The 20,945-nt window shown below is 73.8% G+C and carries 16 protein-coding genes; 5 read left to right on the top strand and 11 right to left on the bottom strand.

Going from position 1 to position 20,945, the window contains the following annotated elements; all coding sequences use genetic code 11:
* Positions 1–6: 6 nt before the first annotated feature.
* Positions 7–513 (top strand): Zn-ribbon domain-containing OB-fold protein, encoded by a 507-nt coding sequence (locus EDD93_RS28715; RefSeq protein ID WP_123528399.1) that lies wholly within the window; start codon positions 7–9, stop codon positions 511–513.
* Positions 510–1,700 carry a lipid-transfer protein gene (locus EDD93_RS28710; protein ID WP_123528398.1) on the top strand — a complete coding sequence of 397 codons (1,191 nt, stop codon included), beginning with the start codon at positions 510–512 and terminating at the stop codon, positions 1,698–1,700. Before EDD93_RS28715 ends, EDD93_RS28710 begins: the two co-directional genes overlap by 4 nt.
* Positions 1,701–1,773: 73 nt before the next feature.
* Here the strand turns inward: EDD93_RS28710 and EDD93_RS28705 are convergent, their stop codons facing one another.
* Genes EDD93_RS28705 through EDD93_RS28690 form a run of 4 tightly spaced genes read right to left on the bottom strand, consistent with a single transcriptional unit; the run spans position 1,774 to position 6,135 of the window.
* Positions 1,774–2,379, bottom strand: a complete 606-nt coding sequence (locus EDD93_RS28705) for an ATP/GTP-binding protein (protein WP_123528397.1) — start codon at positions 2,377–2,379, stop codon at positions 1,774–1,776.
* On the bottom strand, positions 2,360–2,776 hold the full coding sequence (locus EDD93_RS28700) for a DUF742 domain-containing protein (protein WP_123529401.1): 417 nt from the start codon (positions 2,774–2,776) through the stop codon (positions 2,360–2,362). The genes EDD93_RS28705 and EDD93_RS28700 overlap by 20 nt, the downstream gene beginning before the upstream one ends.
* Positions 2,777–2,785: 9 nt before the next feature.
* Positions 2,786–3,229, bottom strand: coding sequence for a roadblock/LC7 domain-containing protein (locus EDD93_RS28695; RefSeq protein ID WP_123528396.1), 444 nt, complete (start codon positions 3,227–3,229; stop codon positions 2,786–2,788).
* Complete coding sequence (locus EDD93_RS28690; RefSeq protein WP_185092554.1) at positions 3,226–6,135, bottom strand: nitrate- and nitrite sensing domain-containing protein; 2,910 nt, start codon at positions 6,133–6,135, stop codon at positions 3,226–3,228. The genes EDD93_RS28695 and EDD93_RS28690 overlap by 4 nt, the downstream gene beginning before the upstream one ends.
* Positions 6,136–6,537: 402 nt before the next feature.
* On the opposite strand from EDD93_RS28690, the gene EDD93_RS28685 reads away from it, so the two are divergent.
* Positions 6,538–6,987: a hypothetical protein gene (locus EDD93_RS28685; protein ID WP_398905404.1), complete on the top strand. Its 450-nt coding sequence runs from the start codon at positions 6,538–6,540 to the stop codon at positions 6,985–6,987.
* A 73-nt stretch (positions 6,988–7,060) separates the two neighbouring features.
* On the opposite strand, the gene EDD93_RS28680 is transcribed toward EDD93_RS28685, so the two are convergent.
* From EDD93_RS28680 to EDD93_RS28660, 6 genes are all read right to left on the bottom strand, one after another.
* Entirely contained in the window at positions 7,061–11,884 is a 4,824-nt protein-coding gene (locus EDD93_RS28680; protein ID WP_123528394.1) for a hypothetical protein, read from the bottom strand.
* A 108-nt stretch (positions 11,885–11,992) separates the two neighbouring features.
* Entirely contained in the window at positions 11,993–12,913 is a 921-nt protein-coding gene (locus tag EDD93_RS28675; RefSeq protein WP_123528393.1) for a hypothetical protein, read from the bottom strand.
* Positions 12,910–13,119: a hypothetical protein gene (locus tag EDD93_RS39460; RefSeq protein ID WP_148083911.1), complete on the bottom strand. Its 210-nt coding sequence runs from the start codon at positions 13,117–13,119 to the stop codon at positions 12,910–12,912. The genes EDD93_RS28675 and EDD93_RS39460 overlap by 4 nt, the downstream gene beginning before the upstream one ends.
* Positions 13,116–14,642 carry a hypothetical protein gene (locus EDD93_RS28670; protein ID WP_123528392.1) on the bottom strand — a complete coding sequence of 509 codons (1,527 nt, stop codon included), beginning with the start codon at positions 14,640–14,642 and terminating at the stop codon, positions 13,116–13,118. Before EDD93_RS28670 ends, EDD93_RS39460 begins: the two co-directional genes overlap by 4 nt.
* Before the next feature lie 183 nt (positions 14,643–14,825).
* A complete protein-coding gene (locus EDD93_RS28665) occupies positions 14,826–16,244 on the bottom strand; it encodes a HEAT repeat domain-containing protein (protein WP_123528391.1) in 1,419 nt (472 codons plus the stop codon).
* Between the two features lie 525 nt (positions 16,245–16,769).
* Positions 16,770–17,162, bottom strand: coding sequence for an ankyrin repeat domain-containing protein (locus EDD93_RS28660; RefSeq protein WP_123528390.1), 393 nt, complete (start codon positions 17,160–17,162; stop codon positions 16,770–16,772).
* A 313-nt stretch (positions 17,163–17,475) separates the two neighbouring features.
* Here EDD93_RS28660 and EDD93_RS28655 point away from each other — a divergent pair, with 313 nt between their 5' ends.
* Together EDD93_RS28655 and EDD93_RS28650 are read left to right on the top strand one after the other, a co-directional pair.
* Positions 17,476–17,670 (top strand): hypothetical protein, encoded by a 195-nt coding sequence (locus EDD93_RS28655; protein ID WP_018103962.1) that lies wholly within the window; start codon positions 17,476–17,478, stop codon positions 17,668–17,670.
* 38 nt (positions 17,671–17,708) lie between these two features.
* Positions 17,709–19,301: a hypothetical protein gene (locus tag EDD93_RS28650; RefSeq protein ID WP_123528389.1), complete on the top strand. Its 1,593-nt coding sequence runs from the start codon at positions 17,709–17,711 to the stop codon at positions 19,299–19,301.
* Positions 19,302–19,392: 91 nt separating this feature from the next.
* Here the strand turns inward: EDD93_RS28650 and EDD93_RS28645 are convergent, their stop codons facing one another.
* Entirely contained in the window at positions 19,393–20,892 is a 1,500-nt protein-coding gene (locus EDD93_RS28645) for a PLP-dependent aminotransferase family protein (protein WP_123528388.1), read from the bottom strand.
* Between the last annotated feature and the right edge of the window lie 53 nt (positions 20,893–20,945).

Genomic DNA, 20,945 nt, shown 5'->3' with positions numbered 1-20,945 from the left:
GGGCCTTTGCCGCGCAAACGCATACCCGTGGTCGCCGGGTGGTTCACCGAGGAGGGCGCCGGGGAGTTCCGGCTCCTGGGCACCCGCTGCCCGCTCTGCTCGTCGGTCTTCTTCCCCCGCCAGGACGGCTTCTGCCGCAATCCGGGCTGCACGGGCGGCAAGCCGGCCGAGGTCCCGCTGTCGCCGCGCGGGACCGTCTGGTCGTACACCGACGGCCGCTACCGGCCGCCGCCGCCCTATCCCAGCGACCCGGACGCGCCCTGGGAGCCGTACACGCTGGTGGCCGTGGAGCTCGCCGCCGAGCGGATGGTGGTGCTCGGACAGGCCGCGCCCGGGGTCGGTGTGGCGGACCTGGCGGTCGGGATGACGGTCGAGGTCGTGCCGGGGGTGCTGGGCCCGGATTCGGGCTCGGGCTGCGGAGCGGACGACGACGGCACGGTATGGACGACATGGCACTGGCGGCCGGTGGACACCGGCTCTGAGGACACCGGCGCCGGGGGCGGTGCGCGATGAGCGGGGATGTGGCAGTCCTCGGGGCTGGGATGCACCCCTGGGGCAAGTGGGGGCGAAGCTTCGTCGAGTACGGCAGGGTGGCGGCCCGCGAGGCACTCGCCGACGCCGGCATCGGCTGGCCGGAGGTGCAGTCCGTGGTCGGCGCGGACACCGTGCGCGGCGGATATCCGGGGTACGTGGCCGGGGCGACGTTCGCGCAGGCGCTGGGGTGGCAGGGTGCCCGGGTCACCAGCGTGTACGCGGCCTGCGCGTCGGGGGCCCAGGCCGTCGGCACCGCCAGGGCGCAGATCCTGGCCGGCCTGGCGGACGTCGTGCTGGTGGTGGGGGCGGACGCGGCGCCCAAGGGGTTCTTCGCCCCGGCGGGCGGCGACCGGCCCGACGATCCGGACTGGCTGCGCTTCCGGGTGCTGGGCGCGACGAACCCCGCCTACTTCGCGCTGTACGCCCGTCGCCGGATGGCGGTGCACGGGGACACCTCGGAGGACTTCGCGCTGGTCAAGGTGAAGAACGCGGCGGCCGGCGCCCTGAACCGTAACGCCCGCTACCGGGCACCCGTCACCGCCGAGCAGGTCGCGGCATCCGCTGTGGTCGCCGACCCGCTGCGGCTGCTCGACATCTGCGCCACCTCCGACGGGGCGGCGGCGCTGGTGCTGTCCAGCATGGAGTTCGCCCGGCGTCACGGGGCCGCGGACCCGGTCCGTATCCGTGCCGTCTCGACCGTGACGCCGACGTATCCGAAGGCGGTGCTCGATCTGCCGGACATCGCGACCGATTCGGCGGTCGCCGCGGAACCCGCGACGGAGAGCTTCCGTGCCTCGATCGCCCGCGCGGCGTACGAGGAGGCGGGGATCGGGCCGGCGGACCTCTCACTGGCCGAGGTGTACGACCTGTCCACGGCGCTGGAGCTGGAGTGGTACGAGGACCTCGGACTGTGTCCGCCGGGTGAGGGTGCCGCGCTCCTGCGGGCGGGGGCGACGGCGCTCGGCGGGCGCGTCCCGGTGAACCCGAGCGGCGGTCTGGCGTCCTTCGGGGAGGCCGTGCCCGCGCAGGCGATCGCCCAGGTCTGCGAGCTGACCTGGCAGTTGCGCGGCGCGGCGGGCGAACGTCAGGTGGAGGGTGCGCGCGCCGGAATGACCGCGAACCAGGGACTGTTCGGCCACGGCTCGGCGGTCGTCGCGGTCCGCTGACCCGCCGCCCGGACGCCCGGAGCGCGGCACGTACCCCTGTGGGCAGGTGCCGCGCTCCGCCGGTGCGGGCCCGTCAGGTCGTGGCCGGCTCGCGGGGCGCGGCCGCGCGGGCCAGCGCGTGTTCGACGACGGCCACCAGCACGTCCCGCACCGACGAGCGGTCCCGGGCGTCGCACAGCAGCAGCGGCACCTCCGGGTCCAGGTCGAGCGCCGCCCGTACCGTCGCGGTGGGGAACCGGCCGGCTCCCTCGAAGCAGTTGACGGCGACGGCGAAGGGGATCTTCCGGCGTTCGAAGTAGTCGACCGCCGCGAAGCTGTCCTCCAGGCGCCGGGTGTCCGCGAGGACGACCGCGCCCAGCGCGCCCTGCGCGAGTTCGTCCCAGAGGAACCAGAACCGGTCCTGCCCCGGGGTGCCGAAGAGGTACAGCACCAGGTCCTCGCGGAGGGTGATCCGCCCGAAGTCCATCGCCACCGTCGTGGTGGTCTTCCCCTCGACCCCTTCCAGGTCGTCGACGGGACGCCCCGCCTCGGTCAGCCTCTCCTCCGTACGCAGCGGCCTGATCTCACTGACCGCTCCCACCATGGTCGTCTTGCCCACTCCGAAGCCGCCCGCCACCAGGAGTTTCAGGGTAACGGGCTCCACGGGCCGCCTGCTGCGGCTAGAGCGCCCGAAGGCCATTGATCACCTCGCGAAGAATGTTCACGTCCGGCAGCTCGGCCGGCGGAACGGGACGGGTCACATGCACCAGCTCGTCCTCGACGAGATCACCGACCAGCACCCGGACCACCCCGACGGGGAGGTCCAGACCGGACGCGAGCTCGGCGATCGACTGGGGCATGCCGCTGCACAGTTCGACGATCTCCACGTGTTCCGGGGAGAGCATCTGGTCCCGGCCGGGATCGTCGGCCGCAGGTTCGGGGACGACGATCGCGATCAGGTCGAGACGATGACGGGACGCGCTGCTGGTACGGCCCCGCGTCATCGCGTACGGACGGACGACCGGCCCCGCGTCGGCGTCGTACCAGCGCGAGGACTGCGGGCCGCCGGCGGCGGGGGTACGGGGGTCGGCGCTCATGCCATCCACTCACCCTCCGGAGGTCAGACCGGTCGTCCGGGGGGAGTTGGCCAGGTGGGCGCCCACTCGCTTGACCATCAGCGTCATCTCGTACGCCACCTGCCCGACGTCCGAGTCGGAGTCCGCGAGCACGGCCAGACAGCTGCCGTCACCTGCCGCCGTGACGAACAGGAACGCCTCGTCGAGCTCGACGACGGTCTGGCGGACCCGCCCGGCGTCGAAGTGCCGCCCGACGCCCTTGGCGAGGCTGTGGAACCCGGAGGCCACGGCCGCCAGGTGTTCACCGTCCTCCCTGGTCAGGTCCTTGGAGGCGCCGGTGGGGAGTCCGTCGCTGGAGAGCACCAGCGCCTTGCGGATGCTGGCGACCCGCTCGACGAGCTCGTCGAGGAGCCAGTTGAGTTCGCCGGACCCCTGGCCCGCTGAGTCGATTGCTGCGGCGTTCGGTGCGGTCATGGACCGTCCCCTCCCGGAGTGGTTCCTCGTGCTGTGTCGCCGGGGCCGGTCACGTCCTCGGCGTTCTGCTGGCGGCCGCGCTGCCAGCCGCGCTGGAGCGACGCCATGCGGCTGCGTACCTCATCGGCGTCGCGCTCGATGTCCTCAACGGTCTCCACCGGGTCCGGCTCCGCGGTGCGGCCGGCGGAGCCCTCGCGGAGCTGCGGGGCGAGACTGGCCTGCCGGACCCTGCGGGGCAGCCCGCCGATCGTCCCGGGGCCGGGCGCGGTGCTCCAGGGCGCCGGCGAACGGGGAGCCGGCACCGACGGCGTGACTGCCGCGGGCGCGGCGGGCTCGCTGCGGGGCCGGAAGCCGTTGTCCGGCCTGATCGCGGCGGGCCTGATCTCGGCGGGCCGGACGCGGTCGGCGGAACGGACGGGTCCGGACGCCGGGCGCGCGGCCTCGGGGTCAGTGGCCGTGGGGTGGGCCCGGCCCGCCTCGTCGATCCGGCGGCCCCGGTCGGTGACCAGGGTCGGCGGTTTGCGGCGGGGCAGCGGCCTGACGCCGTCGGGGCGCAGCTCCCGCACCCCGTCGGCGTCCGCGATCTGGTCGGCGGCCTGCTGGTGCTGGTCGCGGTCGCCGTCGCGCCGGAGCTCACGGGCCCGGAAGATGCCGCCACGTTCGCTCTCGGTGTCCTCCAGGTCGGAAACACCGTCGAGTACGGGGTCGAGCCCGGGTCCGGCCACGGCTTCGAGTACCGGGTCGCGGGTGAAGTCCACGGGGCCGAGCGGGCCTTCGAGCTCGACCGGTCCGTCCAGCGGCGCCGGGTCCGCCAGGCCGGTGGGCACCGGTGAGAGGCCGCCGGTCCTGCCGCCCTGGGGACGGCCGCCGTCGGGGCGCTCGAACGCGTCGCCCTCCTCGCCGCCGCCTGTGCCGGAACCCGTGACGCGGCCCTTGCCGCCGCCCGGACCGCTGCCGGCTATGGCCTTCTCCGACCTGCGGTCGAGGCGGAATCCGGTGCCGTGCGCCTCCGGGGCGTCGGTGAGCAGCGCGGCCGGGATGAAGACGACCGCGGTGGTGCCGCCGTAGGGCGAGGTCTGGAGCGACACCCTGACGTTCTGCCGCTGGGCCAGCCGGCTGACCACGAAGAGGCCGAGCCGGTCGGTGTCGGACAGTTCGAACTCGGGTGTCTCCGCGAGCCGGAGGTTGGCGTCCAGCAGGAGTTCCGGGGGCATGCCGAGCCCCCGGTCGTGGATCTCGAGGGTGAACCCGTTGGCGACGCGCTCGCCGTGGACCTGGACCGCCGTGTGCGGGGGCGAGAACACCGTGGCGTTCTCCAGGAGCTCGGCTATCAGGTGGGTGAGGTCGGCGACGGCCGGTCCGCCCACGCCGATCCTCGGCAGCCTGCGGACCTCGATCCGTTCGTAGTCCTCGACCTCGGCGACCGCGGCGCGCACCACGTCCATCAGCTGGATGGGCTTGCGCCACTGCCTGGACGGAGCGGCTCCCGAGAGGATCACCAGGCCCTCGGCGTGGCGCCGCATGCGAGTGGTGAGGTGGTCGAGGCGGAACAGGTCCGCGAGCTCCTCGGTGTTCTCGGTGCGGCGCTCCATCGTGTCCAGGAGCGTCAGCTGGCGGTGCAGCAGCACCTGGTTGCGGCGGGCGAGGTTGACGAACACCTCGGACACGCCCCGGCGCATGTCCGCCTGCCGGACGGCGGCCTCGACGGCGGCACGCTGCAGGATGTTGAGGGCCTGTCCGACCTGGCCGATCTCGTCGCGTTCGTAGTTGAGGTGCGGGGACTCGGTCTCGACGTCGATGTGTTCGCCCGCCGCGAGGCGGCGCATCACACTCGGCAGGCGCACCCCGGAGACCTCGTGGGCGTCCTTGCGCAGGCGCGAGAGGTCGCGGATGAGTTCGCGGCCGATCCGTACGGAGACGAAGACCGAGACGAGCAGGGCCAGGAATCCCAGTACCCCGGCGACGCCCGCCTTGATCAGGACCCCGTAGCCGGCGGGCCTGCCTCGGTCCTGGAAGCGGTTGTTCATCTCCGTCGAGTCGTTGGCCAGCCGGTCCAGGACCGGCGGGGCGACCTCCTGCCAGCGTGCGGCGTCCAGCTCGCGGGGGTCGTGGGTGGGCCCCTGGGCGATGAGCTTGTCCTCGGCCGAGCGCAGGGGCTCGCTGTCCGGGCTCTCCCAGTACTGCTGGACGCGGCGGCGCTCGGAGGCGGGGAGCGCTTCCAGGTTGACCTCGTACAGCAGCTCGCGCTTGGCGATGAGGTCGGAGATCTGGCGGAGTTCGGGGGCCGTCAGCCGTCCCGCGAGGAGCCCCGAGGCCGCGAGCGCGTCTTCCTGGGAGAGCATCTCCCTCGCCCGCGAGATGCCGGCCAGGGCGCGGACCTGCTTGTCCATCGACACGTTCTCCATGACGTGGAGGCCGGTCAGGAAGCGGTAGCAGGGGTCGATGAGGCCGTTGTAGTACTCCATCGCCTTGGCCCGGCTGATGGTGCGCTTGTCCACGGAGTCGCGGAGCGACGTCAGCCCCTCGACGGCGCCCAGAACGGAGCTGAGCTGGGTCTCGTCCTGCGGACGCAGCGCGTCGCGGATGTCCTTCTGCCGTGCGCTGCTGTTGACCTGGTCCACGACCCGGTCGGTGGCGGCGCGCTGGCGGCGCAGGACCGGCAGGGCGTCGGAGGCGCGCGGGTCCGCGAGGTAGACGAGAGTCTGTCTGCGCTCGTTCTGGACGACCCGGACGGTGTCCTCCAGGGGGTGGCCGATCTTCTCCACCACAGCGCTCGCGCTCATCAGCTGGCCGGCCTCGCGGCCGGTCAGATAGGTGGCGAAGCCCCATAGCGCGGTGAGGGAGACGAGCGGCACAAGCAGCAAGGCCACGATCTTCCTGCGGATGGACTTTCCGCGAAAGCGCATGGCCTCCCCCAGCTCGTCCCCGCAGGGCGGTGATGGTGTTCCGTCAACAAACGGCGCGAGCCTACTACCGACGCCCAGACAACTCGAAGGCATGTCCGGGCGATTTTCGGCCGCCTTACTGGGAGTTGACCATGAGTTGTCCTGGTATTCCAGGAGATGGAATTCGTGAAAGCGACAGAAGAGACCAGCCAGAGCCACACATTCCTCCCCACATCAGTTGGCTGGAATTCTTCGTTCCGTGACGGTTCGGGGGAATCTTCACAGCGCGGTACTCGTCTGTCTGTACGGGGGTAGGGGGACTGCAGGGGCGTATTCGGCAGGTGAGGGCGGCTCGTCCGCGTAGAAACCGCTCATGCCGGGCAGCAACCCTGAAGTCGGACAGTGGTGGGGAGTTGAAGGTCCTTGGACACGGAAGAACGTCGTGGCACTGCCAAGCCGGCGCGGGGCCGCCCGGAGATTCCGCGGCAGCCGCTCTGGGTGGAGGAGCCGGCGCTGCGGCGGCGGATGCCGGACCCGGTGCGCAGAGCGGCGGTACGGGCCGTTCTGATCCTGTCGCTGACGATCATCCAGGCGATGGTGGCGTTCCTGTCCACCATGACAGGTTCCTGGCTGGCCTTCCCGATGGTGCTGAGCAGTGTGGCGAGCACGGTGGGCGCGACCTGGTCGGTGCTGGACGTGTGGGTCACCCGGCAGGTGTGGAACCAGCGCAACGGCGTGGTCTCGATGCCGAGCAGTTCCGCCCGGCAGCTGCGCCGCGAGCGGCGCAGGGCGAGGCGGGCCGCCCGGACGGCACAGCGGGACGGGGCGCGGATACGCCGCCGCTCCGCGGACCGCAGGCTGTCCCGGGCCTGACGCCCCGCGCGTGAACACCGCGCGCCGGGCCGCACCGGGCTGGTGCCGGTACGGCCCGGTCCCCGCGGCCGGCTCAGCCGGTCCCGGTATCCGCCGCCTCGGTCCGGCCCGGGAGGGCGTCGGGCGCCGGTGCGCCACGCTTGAACATGCGGGTGGCGGTGATCTCCCCGTGCACGGTCTCGGCGCCGGGGTCCTGCTGCGGCAGCCCGGGGCGCAGATGCTCCTCGACGCTGATGTACTTCAGCCCGGCCCGCAGGTCCGCGTCGTTGCGCAACCTGATCACCAGCGGGAACTCGGCGAGCGCCGTCGTATCGAACAGCCCGGTGGTGTAGAGCAGTTGTACGCCCAGCGCGTCCGACACCGCTCGCTGGAGCTCCAGCAGATAGGTGGCGTTGGCGCGGCCGATGGGGTTGTCGAGGAAGAGCGTGCCCGCGTGGTGGTGCTGGTGCCGGTCGCGGCCCCGGTCGTTGCTGCGCAGCGCGGCCATCGTGCAGTACAGGGCGATGGCGGCGGTCAGCAGCTGACCGCCGGAGAAGACGTCACCCATCTGCCCGACGGGCACGCGCTCGGCGCGCAGCACCGCGTCCGGCTTGAGGATCTCCACGGCGATGCCCTTGGGCTCCAGCGCCGCCTGCACGCCTCGCAGCAGCAGGGACATGCCGTCACGGCGCAGGTCGGAGTTCTTCTTCAGGGCCGCCTTGGTGGCCTCGTCGATGACCTCGCCGAGCCGTTCGGTCAGGGTGGCCTGGTCGGGCTCCTCGAAGCGGATCCGGAGGAACTCCTGCCCGGACCACTCCCCCAGGCCCTCGGGCAGCCGGGAGAGGCGCTGGGCGGAGCGCAGCGTGGTGAGCGCGGAGTCGACCAGGCCGCGCAGCCGGTCGACGATGGAGTCGCGGTTGCGTTCCAGCTGGGTCAGCTCGTCGGTGAGGACCCGCAGCCTGGGGGCGAAGGCGATGGCCCACTTCTCCGCGTGCTCGGGCAGCGCGGCGGCCGGGAGTTCCCGGATCTGCTGGCGGGCCGGGGTGCGGACCTGCTCGTAGCGGGTGGAGTTGGCGTGCCGGACCAGTACGTCGCTCGCCTCCCGGACGGACGCTTCCGCGGTGGACAGGTCGGCGGCGCAGCCGCGCAGTGAACGGCGGGCCTCGGCGGCGGACTGCCGGGCCTCGTCGAGGCTGCCGGGGTACGGCTCGGGGGCCTCGGGCTCGTCGTCGCCGTGGTCCCTGAGGAGGTCGCGCAGCAGGGCGGCGGTCTCGTCGAAGCCGCCCGCCGAGTCCTCGGCGGTGCGGTGGGCGTGCAGCAGCTCGGCGTGGGCGGCCCTCGCGGTGTCCAGGGACGCGGTGGCGGAGGCCAGTTCGGCGGTGGCGGTGCGCAGGAGGGTCTGGGCCTGTCCGGCGTCGGCGGGGACCTGCGCGTCGGGGAGCTCGGTGTGGAGGTTCTCGCCGTCGGCGGGGGCCAGCCGCTCTGCCTCGCCGCGCAGCCGGCCGAGCTGCTCGCTGGCGGCCGAGGCGCGGGTCTCCAGGAGCTGGACGAGGGACTCGGCGCGGGCGGCGGCCGCCTGCCGGGAGGGGCCGTCGGCGCCGTCCGTTCCTTCCAGGAGCTGAGCGGCCCGGGTGCGGACCTTGTTGGTCAGCCGGTCCAGCTCGGCCAGGGCTGCGCTCTCGTCGCTCTCGGCGCGGGCCTGTTCGGCGCGCAGGTCGGCGCCGACCCCCACCTTCTCGTAGAGCTGGGACGCCGCCCGGTAGGCCTCGCGCAGGGCCGGCAGCGCCCGGCGCGGGGCGTCCGTCGCGGGCTCGGGCAGGTGCTCGGGCGCACCGGCGATCTCGGCCCGTTCGGCGCGCAGGGCGCGGGCGGTGCGGCGGGCGTCGTCGGCGGCGCGCTGGGCGGCCCTGCGGTCCTCGTCGGCGGCTCTGGCGCGGTCCAGGCAGACGGTGGCGCGGGCCTCGGACTCCGCGGCCTCGTCGGCCAGTTCGCGGAGCTTGGCCTGCCAGCCCGCGCGTTCGCGGAGGCGGAAGGCCAGTCCGGCCAGCGCGTCGGCGGCCCGGCGGGCGCGCTGGGCCGCTTCCTGGCGCTCGTCCCGGACCCGGGCGGTGTCCGAGGCGGCCTCGTCGGCCTCGGCGCGGACTGTACGGGCCTCCGCGAGTGCGGCCTCGGCCGTCTCGGCGGCGGTGCGGGCGGTCGCGGCGGCCTCCGCGAGTTCGGCGAGCGTCCCGGGCGGGCAGTCCACCCGCCAGGAGCCGATCCGGGCGGCGAGCGAGCGGTCAGCGGTGAGCCGGGCCGCGAGGGTGCGGATGTCCTCGTCGCGGGCGGCGGCCCGGCTCCTGAGCGCGTGGCGCTCCTCGTCGGCGGCGTGCTCGTCGTGCATGGCCGGGTTCGGCGGGACGAGGAACACCCCGGCGGCATCGTCGTTCGCGCCGGTGCCGGGCGCCGGGACGGGCGCGAGCAGGGCGGCGGCGGTGCCGACGGCCACGGCCGAGCGCGGCAGCAGGGCGGCGGCGCCGAGGACCTCACGGGCGCGCACGTGCGCGTCCGGGTCGGTGATCACGACGCCGTCGACGAGTTCGGGCCGGGCCGCGAGCACGGACGCGTGGTCGGCCGGGTCGACGGCCTGGGCGAGATAGCGCCAGCCGGGCAGGGCGGGGATGCCGTGCTCCCCGAGGTACTCGACGGTGGCGAGTACGTCGGGGCCGGGCGGGAGCAGTCCGCCGTCGCCGAGCGCGCCCAGGATGCGGGAGTCGTCGGCGGCCGCAGTGCGCAGTTCGAAGAGGCGTCGCTCGGCGGTGCCGACGGCCTGGTCGAGGAGCTCGCGCAGCTCCTCGGCGTTGCGGTCGAACTCGGCTGCGGTGAGCGGCTGTTCGGCCGGGCGGGGCCGGCCTGCGGTGACGGTGTGGGTGCCGTGCGCCGCCGGTTCGCTTCCGTCGGCGCCGGGAGCGGTGGCGGGCGCCTCGGCGTCGGGGGCTTCGTGCTGCGGTCCCTCGTCGCCGGTACCGGCCTCCGCTCCGGATTCGGGGCCGGCCGCGCCCCGCCGCGGCCTGGGTACGCCGCCGCTCTGCGGCGTGGGCAGGCCGAGCAGGTCCGCGAGGCGGTGCTCGGCTGCGATCGACTCGGCGGCCCTGAGCTCGGCCTCGTAGGCCTGTTCGGCGGCGCGCGCGCCGTCGGAGGCCCGCGCCGCGGCGAGTTCGGCGCGGCTCTCGGTGGCCGCCGCCTGCCGGGAGCGGTCCGCGGCGGACCCGGCGGCCTCGCGGGCGGTGTCCCAGGCGGCCACCGCGGACTTCTCGGCGTCGTTCGCGGCGAGGGCCGCGCGGGCGGGGTCCGCGTTGGGCGCGGTGTCGTCGAGCCAGCCCGCCCGTACCGCCTCGGCGGTCTCCTGCTCGACCTCGGCGAGGCGCTGGCGCAGGTGGCCGGCCTCGCTGCGGGCGCGCTGGGCCTCGGTGGCGGCCGTGGTGGCGTCGCGGTGTGCGGCCTCGCCCGAGCTCTGAAGGGTCTCGGAACGCTCCTCCTCCTCGTTGGCCACGCTCTCGCCGGCCTCGGCGGCGGTGTGCAGGGCCCGTACGAGATCGGCCGCCGCGGTGGCGCGGGCGGCCAGCGCCGGGGCGGCGTCGCGCTCGGCCTCGCGGATCGCGACGGCGACGCGCGCGGCGCGGTCGGCGGCGGCGCGGTGGCGCAGTACGGCCTCGGCCGCCTGCCAGGCGGAGTGCAGGGTGCGGGCGTCGACCAGCTCCTTGCGCTGGGCCGCGGCGCTCTTCTCGGCCGCTGTGAGGGCCAGGGAGGCGTGTCGGTAGGCGAGTTCGGCGGCGATCAGGCCGGCCCGGCCGCGGGTCTCCTCGGCGCCGGTGACGGTGTGGGCGGCGCCGGTGACCTGCTGGGCGAGCTCCGCGGTGCGGCCGCGCTCCAGGCCGGCGCGTGCGGAGAGCCTGCGGGCCAGGGTGCGGGTGCGGCGTTCGGCGCCGGCGTGGATGTCCCGGGTCCGCGAGCGCGTTCCGGCGGCCTCCACGATGCGGCCGAGCAGATCGACCGAGCCGGCGGTGAAGTCCCGCTCGGCGGTGAGTTCGGCGCGGCGGCCCAGCTTGTTGCCGAAGCCGCTGACGAGGTCGGCCAGGCCGTCGGTGTCGCGGGTGTCGGTGACGGCGCGCAGCAGCAGGTCGGTGAAGTCGGAGTCCTTCTTGACGGCGAAGAGCCCCGCTGCCTCTCCTTCGTCGGCGTTCATCTCGCGCTGGTAGCGGAAGAGTTCGGGGTCGAGCCCGAGTTCTCCGAGGTGCTCGTTCCAGCGGTCGTGGATCTCTTCCCAGTGCACGTCGAGGTGCTGGTAGAACTTGCCCGCCTCGGTGAGCGCGTCGCGGAAGCCCTTCATGGTGCGGCGCCTGCCCCGGGCACCGGAGACGCCTTCGACGGGGCGGCCCACCGAGGTCGCCTCGGCCACCGGCAGCGAGTCGAGGCTGAGTCCGGGGCCGGGCCGGAAGGAGTACCAGGCCTCGGCGAACTTCCTGGGGTCGTTGGAGACCTGGCGGCCACGCCATTCGCTGACCTTGCCGACGACGACGCACTCACCGGTCAGGGTGTGCTGCCACTCCAGCGCCACATGACCGCAGTCCTCGGCGAGCAGGAACTTGCGCAGGACGCCGGAGCTGGCGCCGCCCAGGGTGTTGCGGTGGCCGGGCAGCATCACCGAGAAGATCAGCTTCAGCAGGACGGACTTGCCGCCGCCGTTCTCCAGGAAGAGCACTCCGGCGGGGGCGGGACGGCGCGGCGGGCCGACCGGCTCCTCCTCGAAGAACTCCGCCTGCGCCGGTGCGGGGTGGGGCACGGGCTCGCCCACCCCGCGCAGGTCAAGCACGGTGTCGGCGTAGCGCGCACCGGCAGGCCCGATGGAGTAGAGGCGGACCCGGGACAGCTCGTACATGGCGGCGGACTCTCGTCGTTCAGGCGGCGGGAAGGAGACGTCGGTGGCGGGGCGGACACTGCGGTGGGCGGCCCCGGCGGTGGGGCCGGTCAGCCGGGGAAGGGCCGGTCAGCTGTGGAACGGCAGTCCGGCGTCGGCCGCCAGCTCCAGGTCGTCCGGGTCGGGTGGGGGCAGCAGCGTGGCCGATCCGTCGGTGACCGGCACCACTCCCAGTTCCAGCAGTTCGGCCATGGCGGCGCTGCCTGCCATGTCGCGTACCTGGAGCTGGTAGCGGGCGGTGGTGCGGAAGGCGCCTCCCGCGTCGTCCCCGGTGCGCTGGAGGAAGCCGGAGTCGGTGAGGAAGGCGACGGCCTTGCCGACGATGCCGGTGGTGGATCCGGCCAGCCGTCTGGCGTCCTTCGTCGCCCCGGTGGAGCTGCGCCGGGCGTAGATCCGCCAGCCTGCCTCCAGGCCGGGGGCGTCACTGGCCGGGTCGGTGTTGTCGCCGTGCTCGTCGGCGCGCTCCTCCAGCCGGTGGCACGCCTGGCGCACGAAGGCGTCGACGCCGTTGACGGTGATCCGGCCGATGTAGGCGTCGTCGGCGAGGTCCTCGGGGCGCGGGAAGGCCATCGCGGCGACGGCCAGGTGGGCGAGGCCGTGCAGGAAGCGGTCGGCGGAGTCCGGCGAGGCCCGGCGGGCGTAGTCGCCCATGCGTACGGCGAAGACCGAGTCCTCGCCCGCCGTGACGGCCATGCCCGCCCGGGTGGAGACCTCCAGCACGATGAGGCCGAGCCCGGTGGCGACGGCGTCCGCGAGGCGGCCGAAGGCGGGCTCCTCCCGGTAGCGGCGCAGCAGTTCGGCGTACTCGGCGTCGCGGGCGGGCAGCAGCTTGGGCTGCAGCCCGAACGCGACGAGCCGGGCCGCGTCGGCGGCGTCGGCGGGGGTGACCGGGGCGGGGGCGGACGGCGGGGCGGACACGGTCCGGTCGGCGGGGTACGCGGCGTTCTGCTCGCTCCACGCGTCGGCGTGCTCTGCGCGGTGGTCGCTCACGACGGACGCTCCTTGCTGCGGACGGACTTCGGTACGGGGCGGACGGACTTCGGTACGGGGCGGACGGACTTCGGTACGGGGCGGACGGGGTGCGCCGGCTGCGCTGCGGGGTGGCGGGGCTCCGGCGGCGGGTGGGCGCCCCTGCCGTGTCCCGCCACCGCCCCCGCGTCCGCGTGGTGGGCGGCGGCGGAAACCGGCGCTCTCACGCCGCCTCCGTGCGGTCTGCGGCCGTACCGGCCGCGTCCAGCAGGGCGGTGCCCACGATCAGGTCCGCGCCGCCGAACTCGGGGTCCTCCAGCTGGGTCCCGTCGTCGACGGAGAAGAGCAGGCGGCGCTCGCCCTGCCGGTAGGCGGTGCCGACCGGCGGGCTCGCCGCGTGCACGGCGAGCAGCGCGACCAGGTAGGGCAGGTCCGCGTCGCGTCGTCTGGCTTCGGCCAGCAGCCCGGAGAGGCGGCGCGGCGCGTCGGGCTCCAGATCCAGCAACTGCATGGCGCTCGCCAGCTGTTCCTCGCTGAACCGGCTGTCGGCCGGGGTGGCGATCAGATCGGGTTCGGGCATCTCGGCGCCCAGGTGTTCGCGCTCCAGCGGCGGGGCCAGCAGCATGTCGACCAGATCGCCCACCCGTACCGAGGTGGGGGTACGCAGTCCCGTGCCGTGGGCGAAGAACGCGTCGGTGGCGCGGATCGACTGTTCGACGGGCAGGGGCAGCAGCGGCGCCAGCAGCTGTCCGTAGAGGTCGAGGCCGGTACGGGCGGCCGGTGCGGCGAACGCCTGCCGGTCCTGCTCGGCGCGGAACAGCGGCCCGGCCTCCAGCAGCCGGGACTGCAGCTGCGTGTGGCGGCGGATGCAGTCCTTGACGATGTCGACGAGCTCGGCGGCGCGCCGCTTGTGCTCGGGCTCCTCGGCCTCGTCGCGGGCCTTGCGGATGTTGGTGAGGATGGCGTTCTCGTGGCGGTAGCGGTCGGCCACGTGGTCCAGCGCCTCGGTGATCATGTCGGGCACGGCGTTGAGCCAGTCGACCGCCCGGACGTTGCGCCGGGTCGCGTCGAGGGTCTTGCGGAGGGTCTCCGCGTACTGCACGGTCCGGTAGCGGGCCTGTTCGGCGGCGAGCTGTGCGTCGGCGAGGCGGCCGCGGCTGATCAGGACCTCCAGCTTCACCTCGGCGGCGATCTGGGCGCTGGTGACGTCCGTGTCGAGGGCGCCGACCAGGACGTTGACCGCCTCGTCGGTGGCCCGCAGGTAGACGCTGCCGCCGTAACCGGGGACTTCCTCGATCAGCTTGAAGTCGTAGTCGCGGCGGACGTACGTGCCGTCCGGCCCGAAGGTGCCGTAGACGGCCCGGAAGCCCCGGTCCACGCTGCCGACGTTGATCAGGTTCTCCAGCACCCAGCGGGCGACCCGCTCGTGCTCGGCGGCCGGGCGGCGCGGGGCCTGCGCGGCGACACGCGGGAGCAGCCTGGCCACTATCTGGTCGTGGTCCGCGCCGGTGTCGAAGTCCATGTTGAGCGTGACGTGGTCGATCGCGGCGAGTGCCACCTCGGCCATCGCGTAGATGCTGTACTCACCGGCGAGGTTCGCCTTGCGCACGTCGAGGTCGTGCAGCGGCGCCGTGCAGGCGAGGGCGCGCAGCCGGCGCGAGAGCCCCTCGTCGGCGGCCGGGCCCGGTGCGGGCCGGGGCCCCGCGCTGAGCTGGGGCGCAGCGTTTTCCGTGTAGGCAGGCGAAGTCACGCTGCACAGATTAGGTCCTCGCACGGACAAGGGTCGAAACGGCGCAGAAGCGGCCGGTTGCCCCGGAGTCGGTCACGCCCTGCCGGGCGGCTCCACGGGACCTGGGCGGTGTCGTGCCACGGACAGCTCGCGGTGCCGCGCCGCGCGCCCCCGACGCGCAACGCCCCGCTGTTCACCGCCCGGTCAGACGGCGGACGCGTCCGGGCCGATCCTGCTGCGCACGGCTGTCTGCACCTCGGCCTCCTCGGCCGGGTCGGCGGCCAGCCGGCGCAGCCGTTCGGCCACCCTGATGTCGCCGGTCTCCGCGTGGCGTGCGGCGACTTCCCGGGTCGTCTCCTCGCAGTCCCAGAGGCACTCGACGGCGAAACCGGTGGCGAAGGTGGGGTCGGTGGCGGCCAGTGCGCGGGCAGCTCTGCCCCGCAGCTGTGAGGAGGACGTCTCGCGGTAGACGTGGCGCAGGACGGGGGCTGCGCAGGCGATGCCCAGCCGTCCGGTGCCGTCGACCAGGGTCCAGAGCCGGAGTGCGTCGGGCCCGTCGCCGCGTACGGCCTCGCGCAGGGCGCCCAGGACCAGCGAGGCGTCCTGCGCGCCGCCTCGGCCGGCCAGCACCCCGGCCGCCGATGCGCCGAGCGCGTCGGGCCGACGGGCCCAGCGCCGGGCGCGGTCGACGGCCGCCTCCCCGCACATCCGCTCGAAGGCGGCGACGGCCGCGTCGGCGACCGTGCGCGAGGAGCTGACCGCCGCGGCCTCGATCAGGTCGAGCACGACCGGGTCCCGGGCCTCGGCCAGGTAGTGCAGAGCGGCGCAGCGGGCGCCGTCGGGGCCGCTGCGGGCGGCCTCGACGATCACGGGCCGGTCCTCCGGTCCCGCGACGGCGGAGAGGCAGCGGGCCGCCGGTACGTGGAGGTGGCTGCCTCGGTCGAGCCCCTGTTGGGCCCAGTCGAAGACGGCCTGGACGCTCCAGCCCGGCCGGGGCCCGCCGGGTCGCATCTGCCGCTGCCAGCGGTCGAACGAGCCCTGTTCCGAGGCGGCCCGGACCCGGGCGCCGACCTCTTCGCGCGGATCGTCGGCCCACAGCCGCCAGGGCCGGGGCTCGAAGGCGTCGCGCACGGTGGTGGCCAGCTCGGCGGAGCCCTCGGGGTCCGTGGCGAAGCGGGCGAGCACGGGCACGGCCAGGGACCGCAGGCCGGCGTCGTCGTCGCGCAGGGCCAGCTCGTCCAGGGCCCAGGCCCAGTTGGAGCCGGTCGCGGCGTAGCGGCGCAGCAGGGCCAGGGCGTCGTCCCGTCCGTAGGAGGCGAGGTGGCCGAGTACGGCGAGGGCGAGGCCGGTCCGTGACTCGTCGGTGTCCAGGTGGTCGTCGGGATCGACGAGGTGCCGCTCGATCTCCTCGATGCCGCCGTCGAGGTCGAGATAGAGGCGCGCGTAGTAGAGGGAGCGGTTCTCCGCCTGCCAGTCGTGACGCGGATCGCTCAGGACGCAGTGGTTGAGAGCCGCCAGGGCCTCGGGGCGCGGTGCGGCGAGCGCGTGGAGCGTGCCGTCGCCGCGGCCCCTCTGCAACAGGCCGAGCAGGGTGCCGCTCGGCGCTATGAACGGATCGAACATGGAAAAAGCCTCACATCAAGCTGTCGACGCAACCGGGGACTGTGCAGTTCCGTGTGCCGGACAGGCACGGGTGCCGTGTCCGGGGAGTCCCGCCCGGCCCGCCTGTCGTACGGCGGAACCTCGCGGACAAGGACTAGGGCCTTTCGTTTGGATCAGGCCCTAGTGCGCGTTTCGAAAGTCCCGTCTGCGTGGCGGCGTCCGGCACTTCCCCGAGCTCTCGGCTTCGCCTGAGGAGGGGAGACCCCGCCTCTCGCCGCGTTGCCGGGATCGCCTCGGTACATCCGATATGGAGGTGACCCTCCGCCTTGCAATCGCACGCACCGGACGCCGCTGCGCCCGCCCTGCGGGCGGACGACGCTACTTTCGAAACACGTCCTAGACCGCGCAGCAACATGATCGGCCGACCGCCGTCTTCTGCCTGGTGCAGACCATTGTCCCGCCTCTCGTCGGTGGCCCGAATCGGGCCCGCGACGTCATGATGACCCACCCATTTCGCCACCGCGACCACATTTACGGCGGACCCGGTCAGCGGGAACCGAAGAGTTCCAGCAGGTCGGCCTTGCCGAACATGCGTGCGGTGTCCAGGGCGGAGGGTGTTCCGGCCGTCGGATCGGCGCCCGCGGCGAGCAGTGCGGCGATCACCGCGTCCTCGCCCTTGAAGACGGCCCCGGCCAGCGGCGTCTGCCCCCGGTCGTTGGCCCGGTCCGGGTCCGCGCCGCGTCCGGTCAGTGCCGTGACCGCGGGGGCATGCCCGTGATAGGCGGCGAGCATCAGCAGCGAGTCGCCCCGGTCGTTGGTGAGGTTCACGGGAACTCCGGCGTCGACATAGGCGGCGAGCGTGTCGGTGTCGCCGTGGCGCGCCAGGTCGAAGACCTTGGTCGCCAGCTCAACAACCTCGGGATCAGGGGTTTCGCTCATCGGGGGGCCGCCCTTCCTTTAACCGTTGTCTCCGCCGCCGGCCTGCGGGGGGATGCGTCTTGAGGCCGTACGAGTGAATCGACAGAGTACTGCCCGGACGCGGTCATGACCCGGCCCGCCCATGGCAGAAGATCACGTCGGGTGACGACGGGGTGAGGTGCGGCACCGAAATCCGCCCCGGCCCCGGCCCCACTGTCTGCCAGTCCAGTGAAAAACTCCACTTTTCACCCAGTTGCACCTTTTATCCTATAGATACTTCCGGTGAGCCTGGAAGGACTCATGGTGACTGTCCCCCCAACCAGGAGAACCACTCATGATCCTTTCCATGTCAGGCGTCGTCATCCTCGGCATCATCGTCTTCCTGTTCTTCAGGAAGGACGGCCTCAAGGCCTCGCACGCCCTCGTCACCGCCCTGTTCGGCTTCTACCTGGCCGGCACCGCCATCGCACCGAGCATCACCGCGGGCGGCGCGAGCCTGGCCGGACTCCTGGGCGGGATCAAGTTCTGACCCTCCGCTCCCGACCCCACCCCCTTCAGGAGACAGACGTGGCCCGGCGACCACTCCCCCGCATTCTGAGCAGCGGCAGCGCTTCGATCACTCGCAGTCGAGAGTTCGCGCGCACGGCCGCCGACAGCGCCACCGATGTGCTCCATCCGCTGATCATGATCACCCGTGGTCTGCGGCTGTTGGCAGGTGCAGGACGGCAGAAGTGGGCCGCGACGCCCAAGGACCGGCGTGGTCCCACGCTGTTCCTCGTCGCGGCCTGCGTTCTCGTGGTCGCGCTCGTCCCCTACGGGTCCGTGACGGCCCTGGTCACGGTGATGGGCGCCGCCGCATGGAAGGGACGGGCGCGCACTCCCGTCAGGACCGGCCCGGACGAGGCGGAGACCGGGCGGCTCCAGTCCCTGTACGAGGCGCTCGTGCCGTATTTCTCCACGGCCGACGACCCCGGTGCGCTGTTCGCCCACGGCGGCGACTGGAACCAGGTCTTCAGCGAGTACGCGTTCGACGGCGACGGCCGGATCACCCGGCTCAAGGTGGCGTACCCGGCCTACTTCACCGACAGCGAGGCCGCCTCCCGCGCCCGGATCGAGCAGTTGCTGCACGCCAAGTCCGGCCGCGGCCGGGAGTACCGCTTCCGCTGGGACGAGGAGGGGAACCGGCTCGTCATGAGCGTGCTCGACGCCCTGCCCACCTCGATCACCGCCCAGCGCTTCGTCATCGCCCCCGGCGAGACCGTCCTCGGCTTCACGGACGACGACGCGGTGCAGCGCACCGTTCCGGTGAGTGACGGCGAGGAGACCCGGGACGCGCCGGGGGTCGTCTGGCGGACCGGCGCACGCACCACCGAGCCACATCTGCTGGTCGTCGGACAGCCCGGCAGCGGCACCACCACCCTGCTGCGCTCCATCGCCCTCCAGGCACTCCAGCAGGGCGACATCCTGATCATCGAGGGCAGCGGCACCGGCGAGTACGCCTGCTTCACCGGCCGCGAGGGCGTGCTGGCCGTCGAGTGCGGGGCGGCCGGGGCTCTGGCCACCCTGGAATGGGCGGCGCAGGAGACGGAGCGCCGGCTGATCGAGGCCAACCGGGCCCGGCAGTCGGGCGACGCGGTCCCCGAGGACACCAGGCGCCCGCTGTGGATCCTGCTGGACCGGCCCAGCGTGCTCGGCCACCTGGCCGCCGCCGGCGGCGGGCCCGACCCGCAGGAACTGCTCCAGATCCCGCTGCGGCACGGCAGGGCCGCCAACGTCACCGTGGTGATGACCGAGCAGTTCGACGGCCTGGACGGCCTGAGCGACACCGTGCGTACCCACACCCGGGCCCGGGTCGTCCTCGGCCACTGCTCCCCCGCCGAGATCGAGTCCGTCCTCGGGCTCGAACCGCACACCACCCCGACCCCGGACGTCCCGCCCGGCCGGGGATACGCGCGCCTCGGCACCGGACCGGTGCTGCGCATCCAGGTCCCGGCCACACCCGATCCGTACGACGACGCGACCGGCGAGGCGCAGCGTCATACGATGCTCGGCCTGCTGCCCGAACGGCGGACCGCGATCGAGGCGAACGCGCCCGATCCGGCACCGGTGGAGGCCCCGGCGATCTCCGTCGCCATGGAGTCGGTGGCCGTCAGCGACTGACAGACCCGGCGGTTGTACGGGAGAGGGTCCGCAGATCAGGTGATCTGCGGACCCTCTCCCGTACAACCGCGCCGGCGCACCGGTCGGCGGCTCAGGCCACGAACGTCCGGGGGGCCTCCGCGCCCGCTCCCGCTCCCGAACCGACCAGCTCGGCGGCGGCCGCGAGCCGCAGGGCCGCCTCGTCCGCGACCGGCCCGCCGACCGTGAACGGCAGCCGGACGTAGCCCTCGAAGGCGCCGTCGACCCCGAACCTGGGCCCGGACGGCACCCGTACCCCGACCTGCTCCCCGGCCACCGCGAGCCGCGATCCGGAGAGGCCGCCGGTGCGCACCCAGAGCGTCAGACCACCGCGCGGTACGACGAACTCCCAGTCGGGCAGCTCCCGCCGCACGGCCGTGACCAGCGCGTCCCGGTTGCCGCGCGCCTGCTCCCGGCGGATCTGCACCGCCGCCTCCCAGCCGCCGGCGCGCATCAGCCAGTTGACGGCCAGCTGCTCCAGGACCGGGGTGCCCATGTCGGCATAGGCGCGGGCCGCGACCAGGCTGCGGATGACGTCCGGCGCGGCGCGCACCCAGCCGATCCGCATGCCCGCCCAGAACGCCTTGCTGGCCGAGCCCACGGTGAGCACGGTGCTGCCCGCCGGGTCGAAGGCGCAGACCCGGCGGGGCATCCGCACGTCCTCGTCCAGGTGCAGTTCGTGCATCGTCTCGTCGACGACCAGGACCGTACCGGCCGAGCGGGCGGCGTCCACCAGCGCGCGTCGCCGGTCCTCGTCGGCCAGGGCCCCGGTGGGGTTGTGGAAGTCCGCGACGACGTACGCGAGCCGGGGAGCGGCGTCCCGCAGCGCCTGGCGCCACCGGTTCAGGTCCCAGCCGCCGAGCCCCTCCTCCATGGCCACCGGCACCAGCCGGGCGCCCGCCTCCCGCATCAGCTGGAGGATGTTGGCGTAGCTCGGGGACTCCACCGCGATCCGTTCGCCGCGTCCCGCGAAGAGGTGGCAGATGGCGTCGATCGCGCCCATCGCGCCGGTGGTGACCATGATCTGCTCGGGCATCGTCGGAATGCCGTCGGCGGTGTACCGGTCGGCGATCGTCTGCCGCAGCGCGGGCAGCCCCGCCGGGTAGTCGCCGTGCGTGTGCGCGTACGGGGCGAGCTCCTCCAGAGCGCCCTGGACCGCCCGGGTGAGCCACGGTTCGGGGGCGGGCAGCGAGGCGCAGCCCAGGTCGATCATCGATCCCAGCGCCTCCGGGGGCAGCGGCTCCAGGCCCCGGGCGGGCAGCGGGTTGCCGGCCGGCACCGCTGTCCAGCTGCCGGCGCCCCGCCGGGACTCCAGGAACCCTTCGGCCCGCAGCGCCTCGTAGGCGGCGGCGACCGTCGTACGGCTCACGGCCAGGGCGAGCGCCAGTTCGCGTTCGGCGGGGAGCCTGGCGGCGACCGGGACCCGGCCCTCCAGGACGAGCAGCCGGATGCCGTCGGCGAGCGCGCGGTAGGCCGGTGGCCTGCGGTTGCCGGGGCCGGCCGGCCTGGGCTGCTGCGTGTGGAGCTGCCGGGCCAGCTGAGCCGCACCGACCGCCGAAGTCCACTGGGCCATGAGAATCAGTCCACCTTCCTCGGATTGGCCATGGTTGGCAGCCAATCCCCTGC

The organism is Streptomyces sp. 840.1, from assembly GCF_003751445.1.
Classification (GTDB): Bacteria; Actinomycetota; Actinomycetes; order Streptomycetales; family Streptomycetaceae; genus Streptomyces.
This window is presented reverse-complemented; position numbering and strand designations above follow the sequence as displayed.

Coding starts and splice junctions, on each gene's coding strand:
- EDD93_RS28710 (WP_123528398.1), top strand. CDS start 510: ATGAGCGGGGATGTGGCAGTCCTCGGGGCTGGGATGCACCCCTGGGGC.
- EDD93_RS28705 (WP_123528397.1), bottom strand. CDS start 2,379: ATGGCCTTCGGGCGCTCTAGCCGCAGCAGGCGGCCCGTGGAGCCCGTT.
- EDD93_RS28700 (WP_123529401.1), bottom strand. CDS start 2,776: ATGAGCGCCGACCCCCGTACCCCCGCCGCCGGCGGCCCGCAGTCCTCG.
- EDD93_RS28695 (WP_123528396.1), bottom strand. CDS start 3,229: ATGACCGCACCGAACGCCGCAGCAATCGACTCAGCGGGCCAGGGGTCC.
- EDD93_RS28690 (WP_185092554.1), bottom strand. CDS start 6,135: ATGCGCTTTCGCGGAAAGTCCATCCGCAGGAAGATCGTGGCCTTGCTG.
- EDD93_RS28680 (WP_123528394.1), bottom strand. CDS start 11,884: ATGTACGAGCTGTCCCGGGTCCGCCTCTACTCCATCGGGCCTGCCGGT.
- EDD93_RS28665 (WP_123528391.1), bottom strand. CDS start 16,244: ATGTTCGATCCGTTCATAGCGCCGAGCGGCACCCTGCTCGGCCTGTTG.
- EDD93_RS28660 (WP_123528390.1), bottom strand. CDS start 17,162: ATGAGCGAAACCCCTGATCCCGAGGTTGTTGAGCTGGCGACCAAGGTC.
- EDD93_RS28655 (WP_018103962.1), top strand. CDS start 17,476: ATGATCCTTTCCATGTCAGGCGTCGTCATCCTCGGCATCATCGTCTTC.
- EDD93_RS28645 (WP_123528388.1), bottom strand. CDS start 20,892: ATGGCCCAGTGGACTTCGGCGGTCGGTGCGGCTCAGCTGGCCCGGCAG.